Source organism: Streptomyces sp. NPDC093109, assembly GCF_040701725.1.
In the GTDB taxonomy this organism is placed as follows: Bacteria; Actinomycetota; Actinomycetes; order Streptomycetales; family Streptomycetaceae; genus Streptomyces.
Genome location: NZ_JBFBEZ010000019.1, coordinates 110128 through 131515, shown reverse-complemented (window position 1 = coordinate 131515; position 21388 = coordinate 110128). Strand labels below are relative to the sequence as shown.

General features: G+C 71.7%; 20 protein-coding genes. 6 read left to right on the top strand and 14 right to left on the bottom strand.

Annotated elements, in window-relative coordinates; all coding sequences use genetic code 11:
- Positions 1–77 precede the first annotated feature (77 nt).
- Both AB0389_RS20085 and AB0389_RS20080 read left to right on the top strand, forming a co-directional pair.
- Positions 78–437, top strand: a complete 360-nt coding sequence (locus tag AB0389_RS20085; RefSeq protein ID WP_366396769.1) for a trypco2 family protein — start codon at positions 78–80, stop codon at positions 435–437.
- A complete protein-coding gene (locus AB0389_RS20080; protein ID WP_366396768.1) occupies positions 434–3532 on the top strand; it encodes an NACHT domain-containing protein in 3099 nt (1032 codons plus the stop codon). The genes AB0389_RS20085 and AB0389_RS20080 overlap by 4 nt, the downstream gene beginning before the upstream one ends.
- Positions 3533–3581: 49 nt before the next feature.
- Here AB0389_RS20080 and AB0389_RS20075 read toward each other — a convergent pair whose 3' ends face one another.
- A complete protein-coding gene (locus AB0389_RS20075) occupies positions 3582–6104 on the bottom strand; it encodes an ATP-dependent Clp protease ATP-binding subunit (protein ID WP_366396767.1) in 2523 nt (840 codons plus the stop codon).
- Between the two features lie 434 nt (positions 6105–6538).
- On the opposite strand from AB0389_RS20075, the gene AB0389_RS20070 reads away from it, so the two are divergent.
- Entirely contained in the window at positions 6539–7174 is a 636-nt protein-coding gene (locus AB0389_RS20070; RefSeq protein ID WP_366396766.1) for an SCO3374 family protein, read from the top strand.
- Here the strand turns inward: AB0389_RS20070 and AB0389_RS20065 are convergent.
- From AB0389_RS20065 to AB0389_RS20015, 11 genes are all read right to left on the bottom strand, one after another.
- Positions 7153–7488 carry an Lsr2 family protein gene (locus tag AB0389_RS20065; RefSeq protein WP_366396765.1) on the bottom strand — a complete coding sequence of 112 codons (336 nt, stop codon included), beginning with the start codon at positions 7486–7488 and terminating at the stop codon, positions 7153–7155. The two genes, AB0389_RS20070 and AB0389_RS20065, sit on opposite strands and share 22 nt — an antisense overlap.
- A gap of 155 nt (positions 7489–7643) precedes the next feature.
- Positions 7644–8183, bottom strand: coding sequence for an amino-acid N-acetyltransferase (locus AB0389_RS20060; protein WP_114659859.1), 540 nt, complete (start codon positions 8181–8183; stop codon positions 7644–7646).
- Between the two features lie 9 nt (positions 8184–8192).
- A complete protein-coding gene (locus tag AB0389_RS20055) occupies positions 8193–8681 on the bottom strand; it encodes a BlaI/MecI/CopY family transcriptional regulator (protein ID WP_366396764.1) in 489 nt (162 codons plus the stop codon).
- A gap of 139 nt (positions 8682–8820) precedes the next feature.
- Positions 8821–9009, bottom strand: coding sequence for a hypothetical protein (locus AB0389_RS20050; protein ID WP_366396763.1), 189 nt, complete (start codon positions 9007–9009; stop codon positions 8821–8823).
- Positions 9010–9023: 14 nt separating this feature from the next.
- Positions 9024–9641 (bottom strand): hypothetical protein, encoded by a 618-nt coding sequence (locus AB0389_RS20045; protein ID WP_366396800.1) that lies wholly within the window; start codon positions 9639–9641, stop codon positions 9024–9026.
- 125 nt (positions 9642–9766) lie between these two features.
- Entirely contained in the window at positions 9767–10564 is a 798-nt protein-coding gene (locus AB0389_RS20040; protein WP_366396762.1) for a type III pantothenate kinase, read from the bottom strand.
- Entirely contained in the window at positions 10564–11649 is a 1086-nt protein-coding gene (gene nadC / locus AB0389_RS20035; RefSeq protein ID WP_366396761.1) for a carboxylating nicotinate-nucleotide diphosphorylase, read from the bottom strand. The genes AB0389_RS20040 and nadC overlap by 1 nt, the downstream gene beginning before the upstream one ends.
- 3 nt (positions 11650–11652) lie before the next feature.
- On the bottom strand, positions 11653–13497 hold the full coding sequence (locus AB0389_RS20030; protein WP_366396760.1) for an L-aspartate oxidase: 1845 nt from the start codon (positions 13495–13497) through the stop codon (positions 11653–11655).
- Positions 13494–14372, bottom strand: a complete 879-nt coding sequence (gene panC / locus AB0389_RS20025; protein WP_366396759.1) for a pantoate--beta-alanine ligase — start codon at positions 14370–14372, stop codon at positions 13494–13496. Before panC ends, AB0389_RS20030 begins: the two co-directional genes overlap by 4 nt.
- A complete protein-coding gene (locus AB0389_RS20020) occupies positions 14369–15322 on the bottom strand; it encodes a DUF2520 domain-containing protein (protein WP_366396758.1) in 954 nt (317 codons plus the stop codon). The genes panC and AB0389_RS20020 overlap by 4 nt, the downstream gene beginning before the upstream one ends.
- A 157-nt stretch (positions 15323–15479) precedes the next feature.
- Positions 15480–15710, bottom strand: coding sequence for a hypothetical protein (locus AB0389_RS20015; RefSeq protein ID WP_366396757.1), 231 nt, complete (start codon positions 15708–15710; stop codon positions 15480–15482).
- A gap of 99 nt (positions 15711–15809) precedes the next feature.
- Here AB0389_RS20015 and AB0389_RS20010 point away from each other — a divergent pair, with 99 nt between their 5' ends.
- Positions 15810–16898 carry a DUF5937 family protein gene (locus tag AB0389_RS20010; protein ID WP_366396756.1) on the top strand — a complete coding sequence of 363 codons (1089 nt, stop codon included), beginning with the start codon at positions 15810–15812 and terminating at the stop codon, positions 16896–16898.
- A 67-nt stretch (positions 16899–16965) separates the two neighbouring features.
- Here the strand turns inward: AB0389_RS20010 and AB0389_RS20005 are convergent, their stop codons facing one another.
- Both AB0389_RS20005 and AB0389_RS20000 read right to left on the bottom strand, forming a co-directional pair.
- Entirely contained in the window at positions 16966–17640 is a 675-nt protein-coding gene (locus AB0389_RS20005; protein WP_366396755.1) for a response regulator transcription factor, read from the bottom strand.
- A gap of 108 nt (positions 17641–17748) precedes the next feature.
- Positions 17749–18948: a sensor histidine kinase gene (locus tag AB0389_RS20000; protein WP_366396754.1), complete on the bottom strand. Its 1200-nt coding sequence runs from the start codon at positions 18946–18948 to the stop codon at positions 17749–17751.
- 193 nt (positions 18949–19141) lie between these two features.
- Between AB0389_RS20000 and AB0389_RS19995 the strand changes: the two genes are divergently transcribed.
- Complete coding sequence (locus AB0389_RS19995) at positions 19142–20227, top strand: SAM-dependent methyltransferase (RefSeq protein WP_366396753.1); 1086 nt, start codon at positions 19142–19144, stop codon at positions 20225–20227.
- Positions 20224–21381 (top strand): NADH-quinone oxidoreductase subunit D, encoded by a 1158-nt coding sequence (locus tag AB0389_RS19990; protein WP_366396752.1) that lies wholly within the window; start codon positions 20224–20226, stop codon positions 21379–21381. Before AB0389_RS19995 ends, AB0389_RS19990 begins: the two co-directional genes overlap by 4 nt.
- Positions 21382–21388: the final 7 nt, after the last annotated feature.

Below are 21388 nucleotides of genomic sequence, written 5' to 3'. Positions count from 1 at the left end.
GGCCCGGAACCCTAGGCTCGACGGGATCCGGACCCGCCGAACAGCGCGGGCAGCGCACGCTCAGGGGGCAACCAGCCATGACCACCGGCGCCGACGACCAGGACCACGAGTTCGACGGCATCGAACTCGCCGACGCCATCCAGTCCGTACGCGACCAGCTCCTGGACGCCGCCACCCGCGCCACCGGTCAGCCCATGGCCTTCGAGGTCGGCGACATCCAGATGGAATTCACGCTGGAGCTCCGCAAGGAGATCAAGGGCGGCCTCAAGGTGAAGGCATGGGTGGTGGAAGCGGGCGCGGACGGCGCCCGTACCTCGGCCCACACCCACAAGGTCGCGTTCACGCTGAAGCCGCAGGACGCCCGTACCGGAGCGCCGTGGAAGGTCGGCAACGCGGACCGGGGCAGCACGGCCGGCTTCGGCGGCGCGGGACGGTGACCCTGGCCCGGGTCGTCGCCGTACTGGGCGCGGGCCAGGGCACGGGAGTGCTGCTCACACCACGCCTGGTCCTGACATGCGCGCACGTACTGGGCGACGGGAACAGCCCCGCGATCGCCCATCCCCGGCGGACGGGAAGCATCGCCGCCGCCGTCCAGTGGCGGGACGACGACCTCGACGTCGCGACCCTGATCACCGACGAGGACATCATCGGCCCGGAGCCGGCCGCCCCGCTCGGCATACTCCGCGTCGGCACCCTCGCCACCGAGTCGCCCCTCCCGCACTGCGAGATCACCGGCTTCCCCGACATCCATCGGTACGGGGACGACGACGCGCTCGAACTCGACCAGTACCGCGCCACGATCCTCCCGGCGGCGGGCGCACTGCGCTCCGCGCTGGTCTGCGAGCTGGACAGCCCGGCGGCCGAGGACCGCGACGACGGCACAACACCGCTTGCCGGGCTCTCGGGCGCACCGGTCTTCGCGGGGAGGGTGCTGCTGGGCGTGGTCACTCAGGTCCCGAAGGGGCGGGGTCATCTGCGTGTCGAGGGCGTACCGATGGACCGGATCGTCAACAGGCTCCCGGTAGAGCTGTTCCCGGCGAAGCACGAATCGTTCACCAGCCACCACCCCCACGACCAGCGTTTCGAGGAGGAGTACGCCCGGGCCATCAAGGCCCGGTACCGCAAAACGCGGATCTTCGGTATCGACGAACTGGGTGCCGGCGAATCCACTTGGGACCTGGATACGGCGTATCTGAGTCTGGAGGCCGGCCGCCGGGGCCGCTCCCCCGGCCAGCCTCACCGGATCGAGGAACTGTTGGCGCAACGGCCCAGAGCGCTCCTGCGCGGCGAGGCGGGCGCCGGCAAGACGACCCTGGTGTGGTGGCTCGCGGCCCACGCCGCCTGCGGCACGCTGGGCCCCGAACTGGCCGACCTCAACGGCCTGATCCCGTTCGTCGTCCCCTTACGGACCCTGCACGCCCGTGGACTCGGCCCGCCGAGCCCCACCGCGCTCCACTCCGTCGCCCGGATCCTGACGGACGCCCCGCCACCCGGCTGGGCACGCCGTGTCCTGTCGTCGGGCCGGGCGCTCCTGCTGGTCGACGGCGTGGACGAGGTACCGGCGGGCGAGCGCGAGGAGGCTCGGGTCTGGCTGAGCGAGCTGCTCGACCTCTACCCGCACATCCGCTGCCTCACCACCGTCCGGCCGCTCGCCGTCGAGGACGACTGGCTCCACGCTGAGGAGTTCGACGAACTCCAGCTCCTGCCCATGCGGGACAAGGACATCCAGGCGTTCGTCACCGCCTGGCACCGAGCGGCCCGCCTCGAATGCGACAGATACGCGGACCAACACCGCGCCAACGCCGAACACGCCGAACTGGACAGCCTGGAAGCGGAGCTGAAGGAGCGGTTACGGCAGAACACCGCACTCCGCACCCTCGCTCAGACCCCACTGCTCTGCGCGGTCATCTGCGCCCTCCATCGCCGCAGGGGCGGCCTCCTACCGGACACCCGCTGGGAGTTGTACCGCGCCACCCTCGCGATGCTCCTCGGAAACCGGGACGCCCAGCGCAGGATAGGCAGCCCCGAAGGCATCGCCATGGGCTTCGAGGAGCACCAGGAGCTGTTGCAGTGCCTGGCGGTCTGGCTGGTACGAGGCGGGCAGGCCCAGCTCTCCCGCGAGGACGCGGAGCAGCAGATCGAAATGGCGCTGCGGCGACTGCCCAAGGTCAGAGAACAAGGATCGGCGGCGACGGTCCTCCGGCACCTGCTCAACCGCAGTGGCCTGATCCAGGAACGCGCGGACGACGAGATCCAGTTCATCCACCGCACCTTCCAGGACTATCTGGCGGCCCGCGCGCTCATCGAGGGCGGCTCGCTGCCCGAACTGCTCCAGAACGCCCACAACGAGCAGTGGCGGGACACGGTCCTGCTGGCGGTGGGCCACTGCCGTCCGCACGAGGTACGGAAACTGATCGAGGGCCTGCTCGCGGACGGGGCGGCCTCGTCCTACGGCGGCAGACGCGCGGACCTGTATGTCCTCGCGGCGCGCTGTCTGTTCGACACGGTCGTGGTGGACGAGACGGTGAGCGAACTGGTCACCGACCGCATCCGTACGCTGCTGCCGCCCCGGGACAGGGGGCACACAGACGCACTGGTATCGCTCGGAACCGCTGTGCTGCCGCTCCTCCCCGAACCATCCGGCCTTGCCCCCGAGGACGCGGAGGAGGTAGCCGAACTCATCTGCATGGTCGGCGGATCCAGCGCCATTCCCTATGCCAAACGGTTCTCCCTGCACGAGAGCGTGCATGTACGTTCCACCATCGCGGGGGGCTGGTGCGAGTTCCCGACGGAACGGTACGCGCGTGAGGTACTCGTCGGCATGTCTCTGACGGACTTGGTCATCGACGTATCCACTCTGGACCAACTGCGGCTGCTCCCCGTCCTGCCGTCCCCATCGACTGTCGGTGTCTTCGTCAACGCCACCTCCTCACAGCTGGGTGAGCATCTCCCCACCGTGGGATGCGAAACGCTGAACGTCTTCGACAACTCGATGCTTCGGGATGTGTCCTTCCTCCAGGGACTCACCGGCGTGCGGAGTCTCGATGTCGCCGGATGCCCCGCGCTGGATGACCTGTCCGGGCTGGCGAACACGTCGCTCACCGTTCTGCACCTGGAGGTGAGCCGCCTCCTCGGCGATGCAGCGCTCGACGCTGTCCACCGGATCCCGCGTCTCCGGCGTCTCAAGCTCGACTACGGCCAGTCGTCCCTCGGCCGTCTGCCCGCCGCCCACCCCGAGGTGAGCCATCTCCACCTGGACAGCGCAAGACCGCTCGACCTCTCGTCCCTGCGCGAGTGGTCCTCACTTCGGAGACTCCACCTGACCATCGGCTCGTGCACATGGCTCACCCACGGCTCCTCCGAAGCCGTCCCCGTTCCCCAAGTCACCTCACTCAGGCTCGACCTCACGGCGGACCATGCCGGAGTGGCCCACCTGGCCAAGGTGTTTCCGTCCCTCACCGCTCTCGAAGTCTTCACCCGAGTACGGGATCAGCCGCTGGACCTGCCAAAGGGGCTGCCCCGGACCGTATAACCGGTTCCGGGGCAGCCCCTTCGCACTGCTCAGCGTGGAGCGAGAACGCTCACGCCTCCTTCGTCAGGTTCGGGCCGCCGCCCGCTGCCTGCTCGATCGGGGGGACGTCCGGGAGGGGGGACTTCTCCTCGCCGCGGAAGGTGAACTCCTTGGCGTCGCCCTCGCCCGTCGTGTCCACGACGACGATGTGGCCGGGGCGCAGCTCGCCGAAGAGGATCTTCTCGGAGAGAATGTCCTCGATCGACCGCTGGATCGTCCGACGGAGCGGACGGGCGCCCAGGACCGGGTCGTAGCCCTTCTTGGCGAGGAGCGACTTCGCGGACGGGCTCAGCTCAAGGCCCATGTCGCGGTCGCGCAGTCGCTCGTCGACCTTGTCGACCATGAGGTCGACGATCTGGATGATGTCTTCCTCGGTGAGCTGGTGGAAGACGACCGTGTCGTCGACGCGGTTGAGGAACTCGGGGCGGAAGTGCTGCTTGAGCTCTTCGTTGACCTTGTTCTTCATACGGTCGTAGTTGGTCTTGGTGTCGCCCTGGGCGGCGAAGCCCAGGTTGAACCCCTTGGAGATGTCCCGGGTCCCGAGGTTGGTCGTCATGATGATGACCGTGTTCTTGAAGTCCACGACCCGGCCCTGGGAGTCGGTCAGGCGACCGTCCTCCAGGATCTGGAGAAGGGAATTGAAGATATCGGGGTGGGCCTTCTCGACCTCGTCGAAGAGGACGACGGAGAACGGCTTGCGGCGGACCTTCTCCGTCAGCTGGCCGCCCTCTTCGTAGCCCACGTATCCGGGGGGAGAACCGAAGAGACGCGAAACCGTGTGCTTCTCGCTGAACTCCGACATGTCGAGAGCGATCAGCGCGTCCTCGTCACCGAAGAGGAATTCGGCGAGCGTCTTGGAAAGCTCGGTCTTACCTACACCGGACGGGCCGGCGAAGATGAACGAGCCACCGGGGCGCTTCGGGTCCTTCAGGCCGGCTCGCGTACGGCGGATCGCCTGCGAGAGGGCCTTGATGGCGTCCTTCTGGCCGATGACGCGCTTGTGCAGCTCGTCCTCCATACGGAGCAGCCGGGAGGATTCCTCTTCCGTGAGCTTGAAGACCGGAATACCCGTGGCCGTCGCCAGGACCTCGGCGATCAGGTCCTCGTCGACCTCGGCGACGACATCCATGTCGCCGGCCTTCCACTCCTTCTCGCGCTTGGTCTTCGCGGCCAGCAGCTGCTTCTCCTTGTCGCGGAGAGAGGCTGCCTTCTCGAAGTCCTGGGAGTCGATGGCCGACTCCTTGTCGCGACGGACGCCCGCGATCTTCTCGTCGAACTCGCGGAGGTCCGGCGGCGCGGTCATCCGGCGGATGCGCATCCGGGAGCCGGCCTCGTCGATCAGGTCGATCGCCTTGTCCGGCAGGAAGCGGTCCGAGATGTAGCGGTCGGCGAGCGTCGCGGCGGCGACCAGGGCGGAGTCCGTGATGGACACGCGGTGGTGCGCCTCGTAACGGTCGCGCAGACCCTTCAGGATCTCGATCGTGTGCGGCAGCGACGGCTCCGCGACCTGGATGGGCTGGAAGCGGCGCTCAAGGGCCGCGTCCTTCTCCAGGTGCTTGCGGTACTCGTCGAGCGTCGTCGCACCGATGGTCTGGAGCTCTCCGCGGGCCAGCATCGGCTTGAGGATGCTCGCGGCGTCGATCGCGCCCTCGGCGGCACCGGCACCCACCAGGGTGTGCAGCTCGTCGATGAACAGGATGATGTCGCCGCGGGTGCGGATCTCCTTGAGGACCTTCTTCAGGCGCTCCTCGAAGTCACCGCGGTAGCGGGAGCCGGCGACCAGCGCGCCGAGGTCGAGGGTGTAGAGGTGCTTGTCCTTGAGGGTCTCGGGCACCTCGCCCTTGACGATGGCCTGCGCCAGTCCCTCGACGACCGCCGTCTTGCCGACGCCGGGCTCGCCGATGAGGACCGGGTTGTTCTTCGTACGGCGGGACAGCACCTGCATGACCCGCTCGATCTCCTTCTCGCGCCCGATGACCGGGTCGAGCTTGGATTCACGGGCGGCCTGGGTGAGGTTCCGGCCGAACTGGTCGAGGACCAGGGACGTGGAGGGCGTGCCCTCGGCAGGACCGCCCGCTGTGGCGGCCTCCTTGCCCTGGTAGCCGGAGAGCAGCTGGATGACCTGCTGCCGCACCCGGTTGAGATCGGCGCCCAGCTTCACGAGGACCTGGGCGGCGACGCCCTCGCCCTCGCGGATCAGGCCGAGCAGGATGTGCTCCGTGCCGATGTAGTTGTGGCCCAGCTGAAGGGCCTCGCGGAGCGACAGCTCCAGGACCTTCTTGGCACGGGGGGTGAAGGGGATGTGACCCGACGGGGCCTGCTGGCCCTGCCCGATGATCTCCTCCACCTGCTGGCGGACCGCCTCGAGCGAAATCCCGAGGCTCTCCAGGGCCTTAGCGGCGACACCCTCACCCTCGTGGATAAGGCCCAGGAGGATGTGCTCGGTGCCGATGTAGTTGTGGTTGAGCATCCGGGCTTCTTCCTGAGCCAGGACGACAACCCGCCGCGCGCGGTCGGTGAACCTCTCGAACATCGTTAATCGCTCCTCAGAGCGGTCAGGCAGTAAAGGGGTCGGTCCCCTCCCTGTCCTTCCGCAGCTTAGTCCCGCAAGCGGGGACCGCTCATTCCAACTGCTGACACCTGTCCCAGGCTCTCAGCCCCGAACGCCGGACACCAGCTCCAACCCGATGGTCCGAGACGATGTTCCCGCAGGCCAGGCAGATACCCTCGCCATCAGTACGCCGATGGCGAACGCGAGCCGCCCGAAACCGCGTGTCGCCCCTCTCCCACTAGGTAATGTCTTACCCGCAGTCACTGACAGTCCATGCGGCGCACCCCTGTTCCCTCAGCTACGGGCGAACACCCTTGCGCTGCGAAACGCTCCCGCACGCCCCCGGAACGGGCACTCTGCGCGCCACTCGCGCGACACAGCGTAACTCCGCGCCCTGTTCGGGAGTTGCTCCGGGCATGGCCCTCCCCGTCCCGCCCCCGCGCACGGCGCCCGAAGGCGATCCCGCACGCGGTGATTCCGCGCGCTGCGATTCCGCTCAGCGGGATCTCGCACGGTGGTACGAGGAGAGGCTCGGCTGGCCGACGGTGGCGGGGCCGCCGGTGGCGCTGCTCACCGGGGTGCGGTTCGACGCGCTGGAGCTGCCCGCCGACGCGGGCGCCGCGCTGCTGCGGCGGATCGGCCCGACGGGTCCCGTGGCGCTCCACGGGGACCGGATGCGGCTGCTGGTGGCCGCGGGCGGCGCGGACGAGCTGCCTGGCCTGCTCGACTGGCTGGAGTGGGGTGGCATCACCCTGGGGCTGACCGCGCTCGGCGCGGGCGGGCGCATGACCGCTCCCGCACCCCCGCGGTGGCCGTCCACCATCGCGCAGGGGGCCGCCGTGTGGCTGCGACCCCCCGTGCTCGGGCGCGAGAGGGAATCGACGCTGCCGGCGTTCGTCCCGTTCGGACGCGGCGGCAGCAGCGGGGGCAGCGGTGGGGGTGCCCCCGATCTCGTACGCCTCGTGGGCGCGGCGGCGCTTGAGTGCCACCGGGCCCGGTTGCTGCGCAGAAATACGTTTCGTACGAATACTCAGCCGTTGGCCTTCTCGTAGGCTTCGCGGATCTCGGCGGGAACACGGCCGCGGTCGTTGACGTTGTAGCCGTTCTCCTTCGCCCACTTGCGGATTTCCGCGGTGTCCTTGTTGCCACCGGCCGCGACACGGCCCTTGCCGCGGGTGCCCGCACCACGGCCGCCGGTACGCCGGCCGCCCTTGGTGTACGGATCGAGGAGACCCCGGAGCTTGTCCGCATTCGCGGTAGTGAGGTCGATCTCGTAGGTCTTGCCGTCCAGCGCGAACGTGACTGTCTCGTCCGCCTCGCCGCCGTCGAGGTCATCGACAAGAAGGACCTGAACCTTCTGTGCCACCGGATTTCCTTTCATCGAAAAATGCAGTACGCGGAAAGGAAACCGCTTTTCTCAGGAAAACACAAACCCCCGGTAGAGGTTCGGTCCTTCGGACACGCGGGAAACGTGCGCGATTCGGACATAGGGCTCTCGGCGCTCTCGGCGGCGTCCGGCGATCACAGGTGCAGAAGCATCCGGCTGTTGCCCAAGGTGTTCGGCTTCACCCGTTCGAGACCGAGGAACTCGGCAACACCCTCGTCATAGGAACGGAGCAGCTCTCTGTAGACATCTCCGTCGACCGGTGTCTCACCGATCTCGGTGAAGCCGTGCTTCGTGAAGAACTCGACTTCGAAGGTGAGGCAGAATACGCGGCGCACTCCCAGCCAGCGGGCGGTCTCCAGCAGCTTGTCCAGAAGAAGATGTCCGGCGCCCGCCCCCCTGGCCGCGGGATCCACGGCGAGTGTGCGCACTTCGGCGAGGTCTTCCCACATCACGTGCAAGGCGCCGCAGCCGATGACAGTAGCGTCGTCGTCGCGTTCCGCTACCCAGAACTCCTGGATGTCCTCGTAAAGGGTCACGGGCGCTTTGTCGAGCAGGATGCCTTCGCTCACGTAAGGGTCGACAAGGCGGCGGACCGCCGGCACATCCCTGGTCCTGGCCCGCCGGACGGTGAGGGCATTTGCCGCGGGATTGGGAGGCGGAAGGGCAGAGGACATGGCTGGACGCTATCGCCCCGTCCCGGACGGATCGTCGGCGCCCTCGACCGGCTGTTCGGATGCCGCTTCGGCGGGGGCTTCCGAGGGTGTCTCTTCTTCGACGTGCGCGCCGTCCGCGTCGTCGGCGTCTTCCGGCCGGTCGGCGCGCACCATACGGACCGCGTCCACCAGTGAGGTGCGCTGCTCCGGCGACATCATGCCGAAGAAGGCGACCAGAGCCGCGGCCGGATTGTCGCTCTTCGACCACGCTTCGTTCATCAGCGCCGCCGCGTAGGCGGCGCGGGTGGAGACCGCCGTATATCTATAGGCGCGGCCGTCCACTTCCCGGCGCACCCAGCCCTTCTGATGGAGATTGTCCATTACGGTCATGACGGTGGTGTAGGCGATGGACCGTTCCTGTTGAAGGTCTTCCAGGACTTCCCGGACAGTGACCGGACGGTTCCATTGCCAGACACGCGTCATGACGGCGTCTTCCAGGTCTCCCAATTGACGGGGCACAGCGCAACCATAGTGCGAGATGTCCGAATGGCCGGTTATTGACGTAACAAAAAGGACGTACGACGGAGAGTCCGTCGTACGTCCAGGTCATACGCCCGGGGCCTGACCCGAGCCCGGGCCCGAGCCCGACCCGAGCTCCTCAGACGCCGGGGGCGCCCGGGGCCGGGCCCTGCGCCCGGGCGGCTTCCGCGCGGGCGAACGCCGCGTCGACGGCGGCGTCCTCCTTGGCCTTGTTGGGACCGCCCTGGCTCTTGACGATCGTCACGACCAGGCCGATGAAGAAGGCCGCCATCACCACGGGCGGCAAAAGCGCGGATACATAGTCCATGCCGTCCAGAGTAGCTATCCGGCGGCGAGGCGCTCCGGCGGGGGCTTCGGGCGGCGGCGCGGCGGGAAGACCTCGGACGGCTTGGGCGCGGGGGGCCTGGGCGCGGCGGGATCGCGCGGGTCGCGCGGATCGCGCGGCGCGGCGGGGCGCTGGGGCTCCTTGGGGCGGCGCGGCTCGTCGGCGGCCCGGCCGCCGGGCAGGGCGAGGAGCCGGGTGCGGGGAGCGGGCGTGACGGGCGTGGCGCGGGCGTCGGCGGTGGCGCGGCCGGCGAGGCGGGCCCGTACCGACTCCTCGGCGAGCCGCAGGCAGCGGCCGAGGAGGGCCGCGGCGGTCGGGTGGCCGCGCAGGGCGCGCAGCGCGGTCAGATCGTCGGCGACGGGGACGTAACCGGCGCTCAGGGCGTCCTGGAGCAGCTCCAGATAGCCCGTGAGGGACCCGGGGAGGGCCAGGCGGTACCTCGCGAGGTCGGCCAGGAGAAAGTCGCGCAGCCGCCCGGCCTCGCGCATCGCCTCGTCCACGGACTCGGCGAGCCGCAGGCACGCGCGGACGTCGTCGTTCGGGAGCGGGGCGGGATGGAGGGCAACGGCGAGGGCACGTCGGAGCACACGCAGCTCGTCGGTGCCGAACGCCATGCCGCCGCGGGATCCGTATGGCGTGGGCATGCGGCGACAGTACGCGCCAAAGGGACAAAATCCTCTTAACGCCCTCTTCTGGCGCGGCCCCGGCCGCCGAACGGGGGACGGCGGCCGGAGGGTGCTCACATCCGGGAGACGTTGCGCTCGTACACCAGGCGCAGCCCGATCAGGGTCAGCCAGGGCTCGTGCTCGTCGATCACCGACGCCTCGCCGAGGACCATGGGCGCGAGGCCGCCGGTCGCGATGACCGTGACTTCCTCGGGGTCGTCGGCCAGCTCCCTGGCCATCCGGGTCACCACGCCGTCGACCTGGCCGGCGAAGCCGTAGAGGATGCCGGACTGCATCGCCTCGACGGTGTTCTTGCCGATGACGCTGCGCGGCCGGGCCAGTTCGATCTTGCGGAGCTGGGCGCCCTTGACGCCGAGCGCCTCGACGGAGATCTCGATGCCGGGGGCGATGACCCCGCCCGCGTACTCGCCGCGCGCGCTGACCGCGTCGAACGTCGTCGCCGTACCGAAGTCGACGACGATCGCAGGGCCGCCGTACAGCTCGACGGCGGCGACGGCGTTGATGATGCGGTCCGCGCCGACCTCCTTGGGGTTGTCCATGAGGATCGGTACGCCGGTCTTGATGCCGGGCTCGACGAGGACGGCGGGGACGTCGCCGTAGTAGCGGCGGGTGACCTCGCGCAGCTCGTGCAGGACGGAGGGGACCGTCGAGCAGATGGCGATGCCCTCGATGCCGTCGCCCAGTTCGTCGCCGAGCAGCGGGTGCATGCCCATCAGGCCCTGGAGGAGGACGGCGAGTTCGTCGGCGGTGCGGCGGGCGTCGGTGGAGATGCGCCAGTGCTCGACGATCTCCTCGCCGTCGAACAGGCCGAGGACCGTATGGGTGTTGCCTACGTCGATGGTGAGCAGCATCAGACGCCCGCCCCGGTACTCTCCACGGCGTCGGCCGGGTCGGCCTCGCGCAGGTCGAGGCCGATGTCCAGGATCGGTGAGGAGTGCGTCAGCGCGCCGACCGCGAGATAGTCCACGCCGGTCTCCGCGTACGCGCGCGCGTTGCCGAGCGCGAGCCGGCCGGAGGACTCCAGGACCGCGCGGCCCGCGACGATCGCCACGGCCTCGGCGGTCTCCTCCGGGGTGAAGTTGTCCAGCAGGATCAGATCGGCGCCCGCGTCGAGCACCTCGCGGACCTGGTGGAGCGTGTCGACCTCCACCTCGACCGGGACGTCGGGGAAGCGGTCCCGTACGGCCTTGAACGCCTCCGCGACACCGCCCGCCGCGACGACGTGGTTGTCCTTGACCAGGGCCGCGTCGGAGAGCGACATGCGGTGGTTGACGCCGCCGCCGCAGCGCACCGCGTACTTCTCCAGCGCGCGCAGCCCCGGGGTGGTCTTGCGGGTGTCGCGGACCTTGGCGCCGGTGCCTTCGAGAACGTCGGCCCACGCGCGCGTGGCGGTCGCGATGCCGGAGAGCCGGCACAGGAGGTTGAGCGCGCCGCGCTCGGCGGTGAGCAGGTCGCGGGTGCGGGTGGTGACGCTCAGCAACTTCTGGCCGGCCTCGACGCGGTCGCCGTCCAGGACGTGCCGCTCGACCTCGAACGCCTCTGTACAGACGAGGGACAGAACGGCCTCGGCGATGTGCAGGCCGGCGACCGTACCGCCCTCGCGCGCGGTGAAGTCGCCGGTGGCGACGGCGTCCTCGGGGACGGTCGCGACGGAGGTGATGTCCTCGCCGCCGTCGAGGTCCTCCTCGATGGCGACATGGGCGATGTCCTCGACCAGGACGGGGTCCAGCCCGCCGTCCAGGAGGAGCTGGGCGAGCGCGGGGTCGAGCCCGCACTCCAGCTCGGCGAGGCCGTCGGAGCCGCCGTCCCCGCCGCAGCCGCAGCCGTCGCCGCAGCCGCCCGCCCCGGCCGCCGCGGGGGCGGAGGCGGGGGCGCCGATCTGGATGAGCGGTACGTCCACGGGCTCGGGACGCGGATTGTCTTCGTACGTGCTCACGGTTTACGGCTCCCTGGGGGCGTCGGTGGGGATGAGTACGGGGCTGACGGGCGGGAAGGCGGCGGTGTCCGTACGGCGCGCCACGAGCCCGCGCCCGGGCGTCAGCCGGACGACGAGATGGCGGCGCCAGTCGGTGTCGTCGCGCTCGGGCCGGTCCTCGCGCCAGTGGCAGCCGCGGGTCTCCTCGCGCGCCAGCGCGGCGGCGACGAGCACGCGCGCGACGCAGAGGAGATTGGAGGTCTCCCAGGAGTCGACGCCCGGCTCGGCGGCCTTGGCGTCGGGGGCCAGGGGTTCGTACACGGCGGACTGGACGGCGTCCAGGGCGCGCGCGGCCTCCTCCAGGCTGCGGGCGGAGCGCAGGACGCTCGCGCCCCGGGACATGGCCCGCTGGATCACGATGCGCGCCTCGGGGGCGATGAGCGGCAGTTCCTCCGCGTTCGCGGCGTCCTCCGCAAGGACGTTCGCCGCGTCCTCTGTAAGGAGGCTGTGTTCCACCGGCTCGGGGCGCTCCGTCGCCGCGGTGTCCGCCGCCGCGGTGTCCGCCGCCGCGGTGTCCGCCGCCGCGGTGTCCGCCGCGACGATGTCCGCCGCGATGCGCTCGGCGAAGACCAGGCCCTCCAGCAGCGAGTTGGAGGCCAGCCGGTTGGCGCCGTGCACGCCCGTGCAGGCGACCTCGCCGCACGCGTAGAGGCCCGGGACGGTGGTCCGGCCGCTCAGGTCCGTACGGATGCCGCCGGAGGCGTGGTGGGCGGCGGGCGCCACCGGTACGAGCTCCGTGACGGGGTCGATGCCGTGGGAGCGGCAGGCCGCCAGGATCGTCGGGAAGCGGTGCTCCCACATGTCGGCGCCGAAGTGCCTGGCGTCCAGATACATGTGGTCGGCGTCCCGCTCGCGCATCCTGCGCATGATCGCCTTGGCGACGATGTCGCGCGGCGCCAGCTCCGCCAGCTCGTGCTGGTCGAGCATGAACCGGATCCCGTCGGCGTCCACGAGATGCGCGCCCTCGCCCCGTACCGCCTCGGAGACCAGCGGCTGCTGGCCCTCGGAGCCGGCGCCGAGGAAGAGCACCGTCGGGTGGAACTGGACGAACTCCAGGTCGGAGACCTCCGCGCCGGCCCGCAGCGCGAGCGCCACCCCGTCCCCGGTGGAGACGGCGGGGTTGGTCGTGGCGGCGAAGACCTGGCCCATGCCGCCCGTCGCGAGGACCACGGCGGGCGCGTGGACGGCGCCGACGCCGTCGTGCTGCCCCTCGCCCATCACATGGAGGGTGACGCCCCGGGTACGGCCGTGCCCGTCCGTCAGAAGGTCCAGTACGAGGGCGTTCTCGACCGTACGGAGGCCCGCCGCGCGGACCGCCTCGACCAGGGCCCGGGAGATCTCGGCGCCGGTCGCGTCGCCGCCCGCGTGGGCTATCCGGCGGCGGTGGTGGCCGCCCTCGCGGCCCAGCTGGAGCTCGCCGCCCGCGGCGAGGTCGAAGTGCGCGCCGGTGTCGATCAGCCGGTGCACTGCGGCGGGGCCATGGGTGACCAGAGCGCGTACGGCCTCCTCGTCGCAGAGTCCCGCGCCCGCGACGAGCGTGTCGGCCAGATGCTGCTCGGGGGTGTCGCCGTCGCCGAGCGCGGCGGCGATACCGCCCTGCGCCCAGCGCGTGGAGCCGTCGTCGAGCCTGGCCTTGGTGACGACGACCGTACGGAGTCCGGCGGCGGTGCAGCGCAGGGCCGTGGTGAGACCGGCGACGCCCGAGCCGACCACGACCACGTCGGCGTCGATCGCCCAGCCGGGGGCGGGGGCGGCCAGCCGTATCGCGGTGCCCGCTCCGGTCGGGGTGCCGGTCGCTGTTCCGGTCATGGGGTGGCTCCGAAGGTCAGGGTGATGTTGTCGATCAGCCGGGTGGTGCCGATCCGCGCGGCGACGGCGAGGATCGCCTCGCCGGTGTGGTCGTCGGGGACCTCGGTGAAGTCGCCGGGGTCGACGAGCGCCAGGTAGTCGAGGGTCAGCGGCGGTACGGCGCCGGCCGCCCCGTCGAGCACCGCGCGGGCCGCGGCGCGCGCGCCGGCGGCCGTGAGCGGGTCACGGGCGGCGAACAGGGCGCGGGAGAGGGTGAGGGCGGTGCGCCGCTCGGCCGGGGAGAGGTACCGGTTGCGGCTGGAGCGCGCGAGGCCGTCGTCCTCCCGGACCGTCGGTACGCCGACGATCTCGGCCGGGAAGTTCAGATCGCGGGCCATCCGGCGGACCAGCGCCTGCTGCTGGGCGTCCTTGTCGCCGAAGAACGTGACGTCCGCGCGCGTGAGGTGCAGCAGCTTGGCGACGACGGTGAGCATGCCGTCGAAGTGGCCGGGGCGCGCGGCGCCTTCGAGCCGCTCCCCCATGGGCCCGGCGACGATCGTGACCTGGGGCGCGCCGTCGGGGTAGACCTCGGCGGCGGACGGCGCGAAGACGGCGTCCGCCCCCGCCGCGCGCGCCAGCTCCAGATCGGCGTCCAGGGTGCGCGGATAGCGGTCCAGGTCCTCGCCCGCGCCGAACTGGAGCGGGTTGACGAAGACGGTGACCACGACGAAGCCGGCCGGTCCGACACGCTCGCGCGCGGCCCGTACCAGCGCGGCGTGGCCCTCGTGGAGCGCGCCCATGGTCAGTACGGCGGCGACCTGGCCGGGGCCGGCGGTGGCGCGCGCGTCGAGGAGCCGGTCGAGGTCCACGCGCGCGGTGGCGAGTCCGAAGGTCATCGGGTGCCCCCCGTGCCGCCTCCGCGGGCGTCGCCGAGGCTGTCCCCGCCGGCGAGGACACCGAGGAGATCCTCGGCCAGCTCGGGCTTGAGCAGTCCGTGCGCGAGCGCCCGGTCCGCGGTCGTACGGGCCATCGCGAGGTATCCGGCGACGGCGGCGGGCGCGTGCGCGCGCAACTCCGCGACGTGCGCGGCGACCGTACCGGCGTCCCCGCGCGCGACGGGTCCGGTGAGGGCGGCGTCGCCGGAGCGCAGCGCGTTGTCGAGGGCGGCGCCGAGCAGCGGACCGAGCATCCGGTCGGGGGCGGCGACGCCCGCCGTGCGGAGCAGCTCCATGGCCTGGGCGACCAGGGTGACCAGGTGGTTCGCGCCGATGGCCAGGGCCGCGTGGTAGAGCGGCCTGGCCTCCTCGGCGATCCACTCCGGCTCGCCGCCCATCTCGATGACGAGGGCTTCCGCGGCCAGCCGCAGCTCGTCGGGCGCGGTGACCCCGAACGAGCAGCCCGCCAGCCGCTGGACGTCCACCGGGCTGCCGGTGAAGGTCATCGCGGGGTGCAGCGCGAGCGGCAGGGCGCCGGCGCGCCGGGCGGGGTCGAGGACCTTGACGCCGTACCGCCCCGAGGTGTGCACGAGGAGCTGTCCCGGCCGTACGGCGCCGGTCTCGGCGAGCCCCTCGACCAGCCCGGGGAGGGCGTCGTCGGGGACGGTCAGCAGCACCAGCTCGGCGCGGGCGAGCACCTCGGCGGGGGTGACCAGGGGGATGTCCGGCAGCAGCGCCGCCGCCCGCCGTACGGAGGCGTCGGAGACCCCCGAGACGGCGACGGGCCGGTGTCCCGCGAGCCTCAGCGATGCCGCGAGGGCCGGGCCGACCCGGCCCGCTCCGACGACGCCGACCGTGAGCCGGGCGGGGCGGTCCCGGGGATCGAAGGGGTCCTGAGGTGGTGGATTCACGCGGCGGGGCCTTCCCGTTCCAGTCCGCAGGGGGTACCGGACGATTTCTCGCCATGCTACGCCAGCGTTTCGCGGAGTCACCGGGTTGTCCACAGGCTGTGGGGCACCGCTCACGGACCGCCCGGGGTCTCCCCGTTGACCGCGCCGTCCCCCGTCCTTACGGACGGGACGCACCCGGGCGGCCGAGCAGCCGCGCCAGCCGCGCGGCGAGGGTGGCGCCGGCGCCACCGCGACCGCCGCCGGACCCGCCGGACCCGCCGGACCTCTCGCGGTACTCGCGGATCGTACGGAGCGTCTCCCGGTCGTAGCGGCCCGGCGACGGCGGGACGGGCTCGCCCCGGAGCGTGGCGCGGTAGCTGTCGAGCATGTGCTGCTGAATCGAGTCCATGCCGCCCACCCTGTGCCGGTACGTGGGCGGCGGGCGCGTCGTTTGACCGCCCCCGTCAAACGAGCGCCCGTTGTCGGTGGCGGCGGGCACCATGGGGTCATGAGCGTGTTCATCGACATCACCGGACTGCCCCAGGAGCGGATCACCTTCGGCCTCTCGCCGCTGGCCGAGCTGGCCGCGGCCCTGCACGCGCTGTCCGAGCCCGCCCATCACCCCCGGCTGCACGGCTGGACCACCTCCATATCCGCCACGTTCAAGGCGGAGCTGGCCGAGCGGCTCCATGAGGCCGACTTCCTCTGGCGCGCGGCCCGCGCGGACATCCTGCTGCCGGCCGTACCGCGCGGCACGCTCACGGAGGAGCTGGACGACCTCGACCGGATGGCCGACGAGCGGTATGTCGCCGCCGCGCTGGAGATCTCCTGCGCCAGCCGGTACGGGGAGGGCGCGCCCTCCCCGCTCGTCGACGCGGGCGCGCGCGGGCGTGCCCTGGAGCTGGCGGCGGCGCGCGGGCCGCGCCAGGCCGCGTTCGTCCAGCGCATGCTTGACGACCCGCCGGCCGTCCGGGCCTGGATACGGCGGCTGCTGGAGGAGTGCGACGAGGTGTTCTTCTCGGACACCTGGCGGCGCGTCCGCGTCCAGCTCGCCGCCGACGCCCGCCACAAGACGGAGCTGCTGCGCCACAAGGGACTGGCGGAGGCCCTCAAGGCCGCCTCTCCCGCCCTGACGGTGGAGGAGGACGGCCTCCGCACCCGGATCGTGGTGGACAAGCTCGGCGCGGGCCGCACCACGGCCGCGGGCGCGGCGCTGACGTTCCTGCCGACCGCCTTCGGCTGGCCGCACCTGATAGCCCTGTACGCGCCGGGCTGGCAGCCGGTCGTCCAGTACCCGGTGCCCGCCGGTGAACCGGCCGGCGCCGCCTCGGTCGACACGGTCAAGCTGCGTCTGGAGGCGGTCGCCCACCCGATGCGGATGCGGCTCTGCCGCCACCTCGCGCGCGGTACGTACACGACGGGCGAGCTGGCCGACGCGAACGGGATCACCGCGCCCGAGGTGTCGCGCCATCTCGCCGTGCTGCGGAAGGCGGGGCTGCTGACAACGCGGCGCCGGGGCCGCTATGTGCTGCACCAGCTGGACGTGTCGGTGGTGGCGCGCCTCGGCAGCGACTTCCTGGAGGGGATGCTGCGCTGACGGCGGCCGGGCAGCGGTACGGGGCCGGTCGGCGTGGCGTACCGCGGCTCAGGGGCGTACCGCTCGCTCAGCGGGACGTACCGCCGCCCGCCCGCACCAGTCCGGTCTCGTACGCGAGGACGACGACCTGGACCCGGTCGCGCAGGCCGAGCTTGGTGAGGATCCGGCCGACGTGGGTCTTCACGGTCGCCTCGGAGAGGACGAGCCGGCCCGCGATCTCGCCGTTCGACAGCCCCTGCGCGACCAGCAGCAGCACCTCGCGCTCACGGGCGGTCAGCCGGCCCAGCTCCTGGTGCTGCGGCTGCGCGCCGCCCGGCAGCAGGGGCGCGAAGCGGTCGAGGAGACGGCGGGTGGTGGACGGGGCGACGACGGCGTCGCCGCTGTGCACGGAGCGGATCGCGGCCAGCAGTTCGGCCGGCGGCACGTCCTTCAGCATGAAGCCGCTGGCACCGGCCTTGAGCCCGGAGAACGCGTACTCGTCCAGATCGAAGGTGGTCAGGATGAGCACCTTCGGGGCGCCCGGCTCGGCGCAGATCCGCCGTGTGGCCTCGACCCCGTCGAGGCGCGGCATCCGGACGTCCATCAGGACGACGTCCACCGTCGTGGAGCGGAGGTTCTCGATCGCCTCCGCGCCGTCCCCGGCCTCCGCGACGACCTCCATGTCCGGCTGTGCGGCCAGCACCATGCGGAAACCGGTGCGCAGGAGCATCTGATCGTCGACGAGCATCACGCGGATCGACATATGGGGAGTCCTTGTCCAGTAGAACGGCGGGGAGGCGGGGGAGGCTGGGAGGCGGGGGCAGTGGGGCGGCGGGGAGGCGGGGAGGCGGGAGAAGCGGGAAACGGCCGGCTAGGACGCGGATTTCAGGGGCAGCAGCGCGCTGATCCGGAAGCCGCCGCCCGGCCGCGGTCCGGCGTCCAGCGTGCCGCCGACCATACCGATCCGCTCCCGCATGCCGATGAGCCCGTGCCCCCTGCCGTCGGCGCCGCCGTCCTCGTACAGTTCGTGCGCCGCGCCCCGGCCGTCGTCCTCGACGAGCAGCCCGAGCCCGTCGTCGAAGTAGACGAGCCGCACACTGGCGCCGACGTCGGGTCCGCCGTGCTTGCGGCTGTTGGTGAGGGCCTCCTGCACGATGCGGTACGCGGTCAGCTCCACTCCGCTGGGCAGCGGACGCGGGGTGCCCTCGATCCGGAAGTCCACGGTGAGGCCGGCCTCGCGCACCTTCTCGACCAAGTCCTCGATCTGGCCGACGTCCGGCTGCGGTACGTACCCGTCGCTGTCCTCGGAGTCGCCGGTGCGCAGCACGCCCAGCAGCCGGCGCATCTCCGCGAGGGCCTGCCGGCCGGTGGTCGAGATGGTCTCCAGGGCCTGCTTGGCCTGGTCGGGGGCGGCGTCCAGGACATACGCGGCGCCGTCGGCCTGGACGACCATCACCGAGACGTTGTGGGCGACGACATCGTGCAACTCGCGGGCGATCCTGGCGCGTTCCGCGGCGACCGCGACCTTGGCCTGGGCCTCGCGCTCCTTCTCAAGCCGGGTGGCGCGCTCCTCCAGCTGGTCGAAGTAGGCGCGGCGGGTGCGCAGCGAGTCGCCGAGCACCCAGGCGAGGACGAACGGCACGGTCATCACGACGGTGAAGAAGACCCGGCCCGCCGTGCCGGACTCCGGCAGGGGCCAGCGCAATTGGGCGACCGGGGTGGCGGCCACCCCGCCGGCCAGCGCGAGCCGGGAGGCCCAGCGCGGTCCGCCCTGTCCTGCGACGGTGTAGATGATCACCAGCATCGCGAAGTCGGCCGGATTGGCCTCGATGTCGAGCACCAATTGACCGGCGCCGATCGCCACGACGCCCATCAACATCTTCTCGGGCGCGCGGCGGCGCAGTGCCATGGTCAGGCTGAGCAGCAGCACCGTCGCCATGGCGGCCAGCCGCGCCGTCGCGCCGTCGTTCTCCCTGACCACCCACAACAAGGAGAACCCGAAGAGCAGGACAGCCCAGAAGCTGTCGACGCCCGTCGGGTGTCTGCGGAGAAAGTCGTAGAAGCGCTGCACGTAACCCAGCGTAGGGAGGCGGGAACGGGGGACGGGTCAACCGGAGGGTCGATCCGGTCGGCGGAAGCGTACTCCCCAAGGTGGAGACTTGGTGCCGTTGGCGGATGAGGCGACGGACAGGACGGACCGGAACGTGAACCGGAACGCGGGCGGGAACGGGGACAGGAACGGGGACGGGACTGGGTACGGGGGCGTGTCCGCCGATTCGGGGCGCGCGCTTCCCTGGCGTACGGCGGCCGAGGCCGCGCTGTACGGCCCGGGCGGCTTCTATCTGCGCCCCGAGGGCCCCGCGGGTCACTTCCGTACCTCGGTGCACGTCTCCCCGCTCTTCGCCGCCGCCGTCGCCCGGCTGCTGGCCTGGACCGCACGGGAGCTGGACACCGACGAGGTCGCGGTCGTCGACCTCGGCGCGGGACGCGGCGAACTCCTGACCGGAATCCTGGCCGCGCTCCCCCCGGGCCTCACCGTGCGCCCGTACGCCGTCGAACGCGCCGCGCGCCCCCCGGGCCTCGATCCGCGTATCGAGTGGCTGGCCGAGCCGCCGGCCGGGGTCCGCGGGCTGCTGTTCGCGAACGAGTGGCTGGACAACGTCCCGCTGGACATCGCGGAGACGGGTCAGGACGGCGTCGTACGGTACGTCCTGGTCCGGCCGGACGGTTCCGAGGAGCCGGGCGGGCCGGTCCGGGGCGCCGACGCCGCCTGGCTGGACCGCTGGTGGCCGCCGGCAGGACCCGGCAGCCGCGCGGAGATCGGCCGGCCGCGCGACGCGGCGTGGGCGGCGGCCGTCGCGACGCTGGAGCGCGGGCTCGCGGTCGCCGTCGACTACGCGCACGCGCGGGACGCCCGGCCGCTCTTCGGCACCCTGACCGGGTTCCGGGCGGGGCGGGAGGTGCGTCCCGTACCGGACGGTTCGTGCGATCTGACCGCCCATGTGGCGCTGGACTCCTGCGCGGTCGCTCAGGTCACTCAGGTCGCTCAGGTCCCTCAGCCCGGTCCGCCCGGTCCGCCCGGTCCGCCCGGTCCGCCCGGTCCGCCGCTGCCGCCCGCCGAACTCCTCACCCAGCGCGAGGCGCTGCGCCGCCTCGGCGTCAGCGGCGCGCGCCCGCCGCTCTCGCTCGCCGGCACCGATCCCGCCGGGTACGTACGGGCGCTGGCGGCGGCCGGCGAGGCGGCCGAGCTGACGGCGCGCGGCGGCCTGGGGGACTTCGGCTGGCTGGTGCAGCCGGTCGGGACCGCTCCGGGTGGTCCTGGCGGCGCTCTGCGAGACTGTGGCGCATGACGGAGACGACCCCCACCCGGACGACGGTCGGCATCGGCGGCGCGGCGGAGAGCACCGACATGGTGCTCAACATCGGGCCGCAGCACCCTTCCACGCACGGGGTGCTCCGGCTGCGCCTCGTGCTGGACGGCGAGGTGATCCGGGAGGCCGAGCCGGTCATCGGCTATATGCACCGGGGCGCGGAGAAGCTCTTCGAGGCGCGTGACTACCGGCAGATCGTGATGCTCGCCAACCGCCACGACTGGCTGTCGGCGTTCTCCAACGAGCTGGGTGTGGTGATGGCCGTCGAGCGGATGCTCGGCATGGAGGTGCCCGAGCGCGCCGTCTGGACGCGGACGCTGCTCGCCGAGCTGAACCGGGTGCTCAACCATCTGATGTTCCTCGGCTCGTACCCCCTCGAACTGGGCGGTATCACCCCGGTGTTCCACGCCTTCCGGGAGCGCGAGGAGCTCCAGTCCGTGATGGAGGAGATCTCCGGCGGCCGGATGCACTACATGTTCAACCGGGTCGGCGGCCTCAAGGAGGATCTGCCGGCGGGCTGGACCTCCCGGGCCAGGCACGCGGTCGCCGAGGTGCGCTCGCGGATGGACGTGTACGACCGGCTGGTGCTCGGCAACGAGATCTTCCGGGGCCGTACGCGCGGGGTCGGGGTGCTGGCGCGGGAGGCGGTCCACGCGTACGGGGTGTCCGGGCCGATCGCCCGCGCCTCGGGCGTCGACTTCGACCTGCGCCGCGACGAGCCGTATCTCGCGTACGGGGAGCTGCTCGGCACCCTCGACGTGGTGACGCGCGAGGAGGGCGACTGCCTGGCGCGCTTCGAGTGCCTGCTGGGGCAGACGCACAACGCGCTGGCTCTGGCGGACGCCTGCCTGGACCGGATCGCGGAGCTGCCCCCGGGGCCGATCAACCAGCGGCTGCCGAAGGTGCTGAAGGCACCCGAGGGACACACGTACGCGTGGACGGAGAACCCGCTCGGGGTGAACGGCTACTACCTGGTGTCGAAGGGCGAGAAGACGCCGTACCGGCTGAAGCTGCGGTCCGCGTCGTTCAACAACATCCAGGCGCTGGCCGAACTGCTGCCGGGGACGCAGGTCTCGGACATGGTGGCGATTCTGGGGTCGCTGTTCTTCGTCGTGGGCGACATCGACAAGTAGCGCGGCG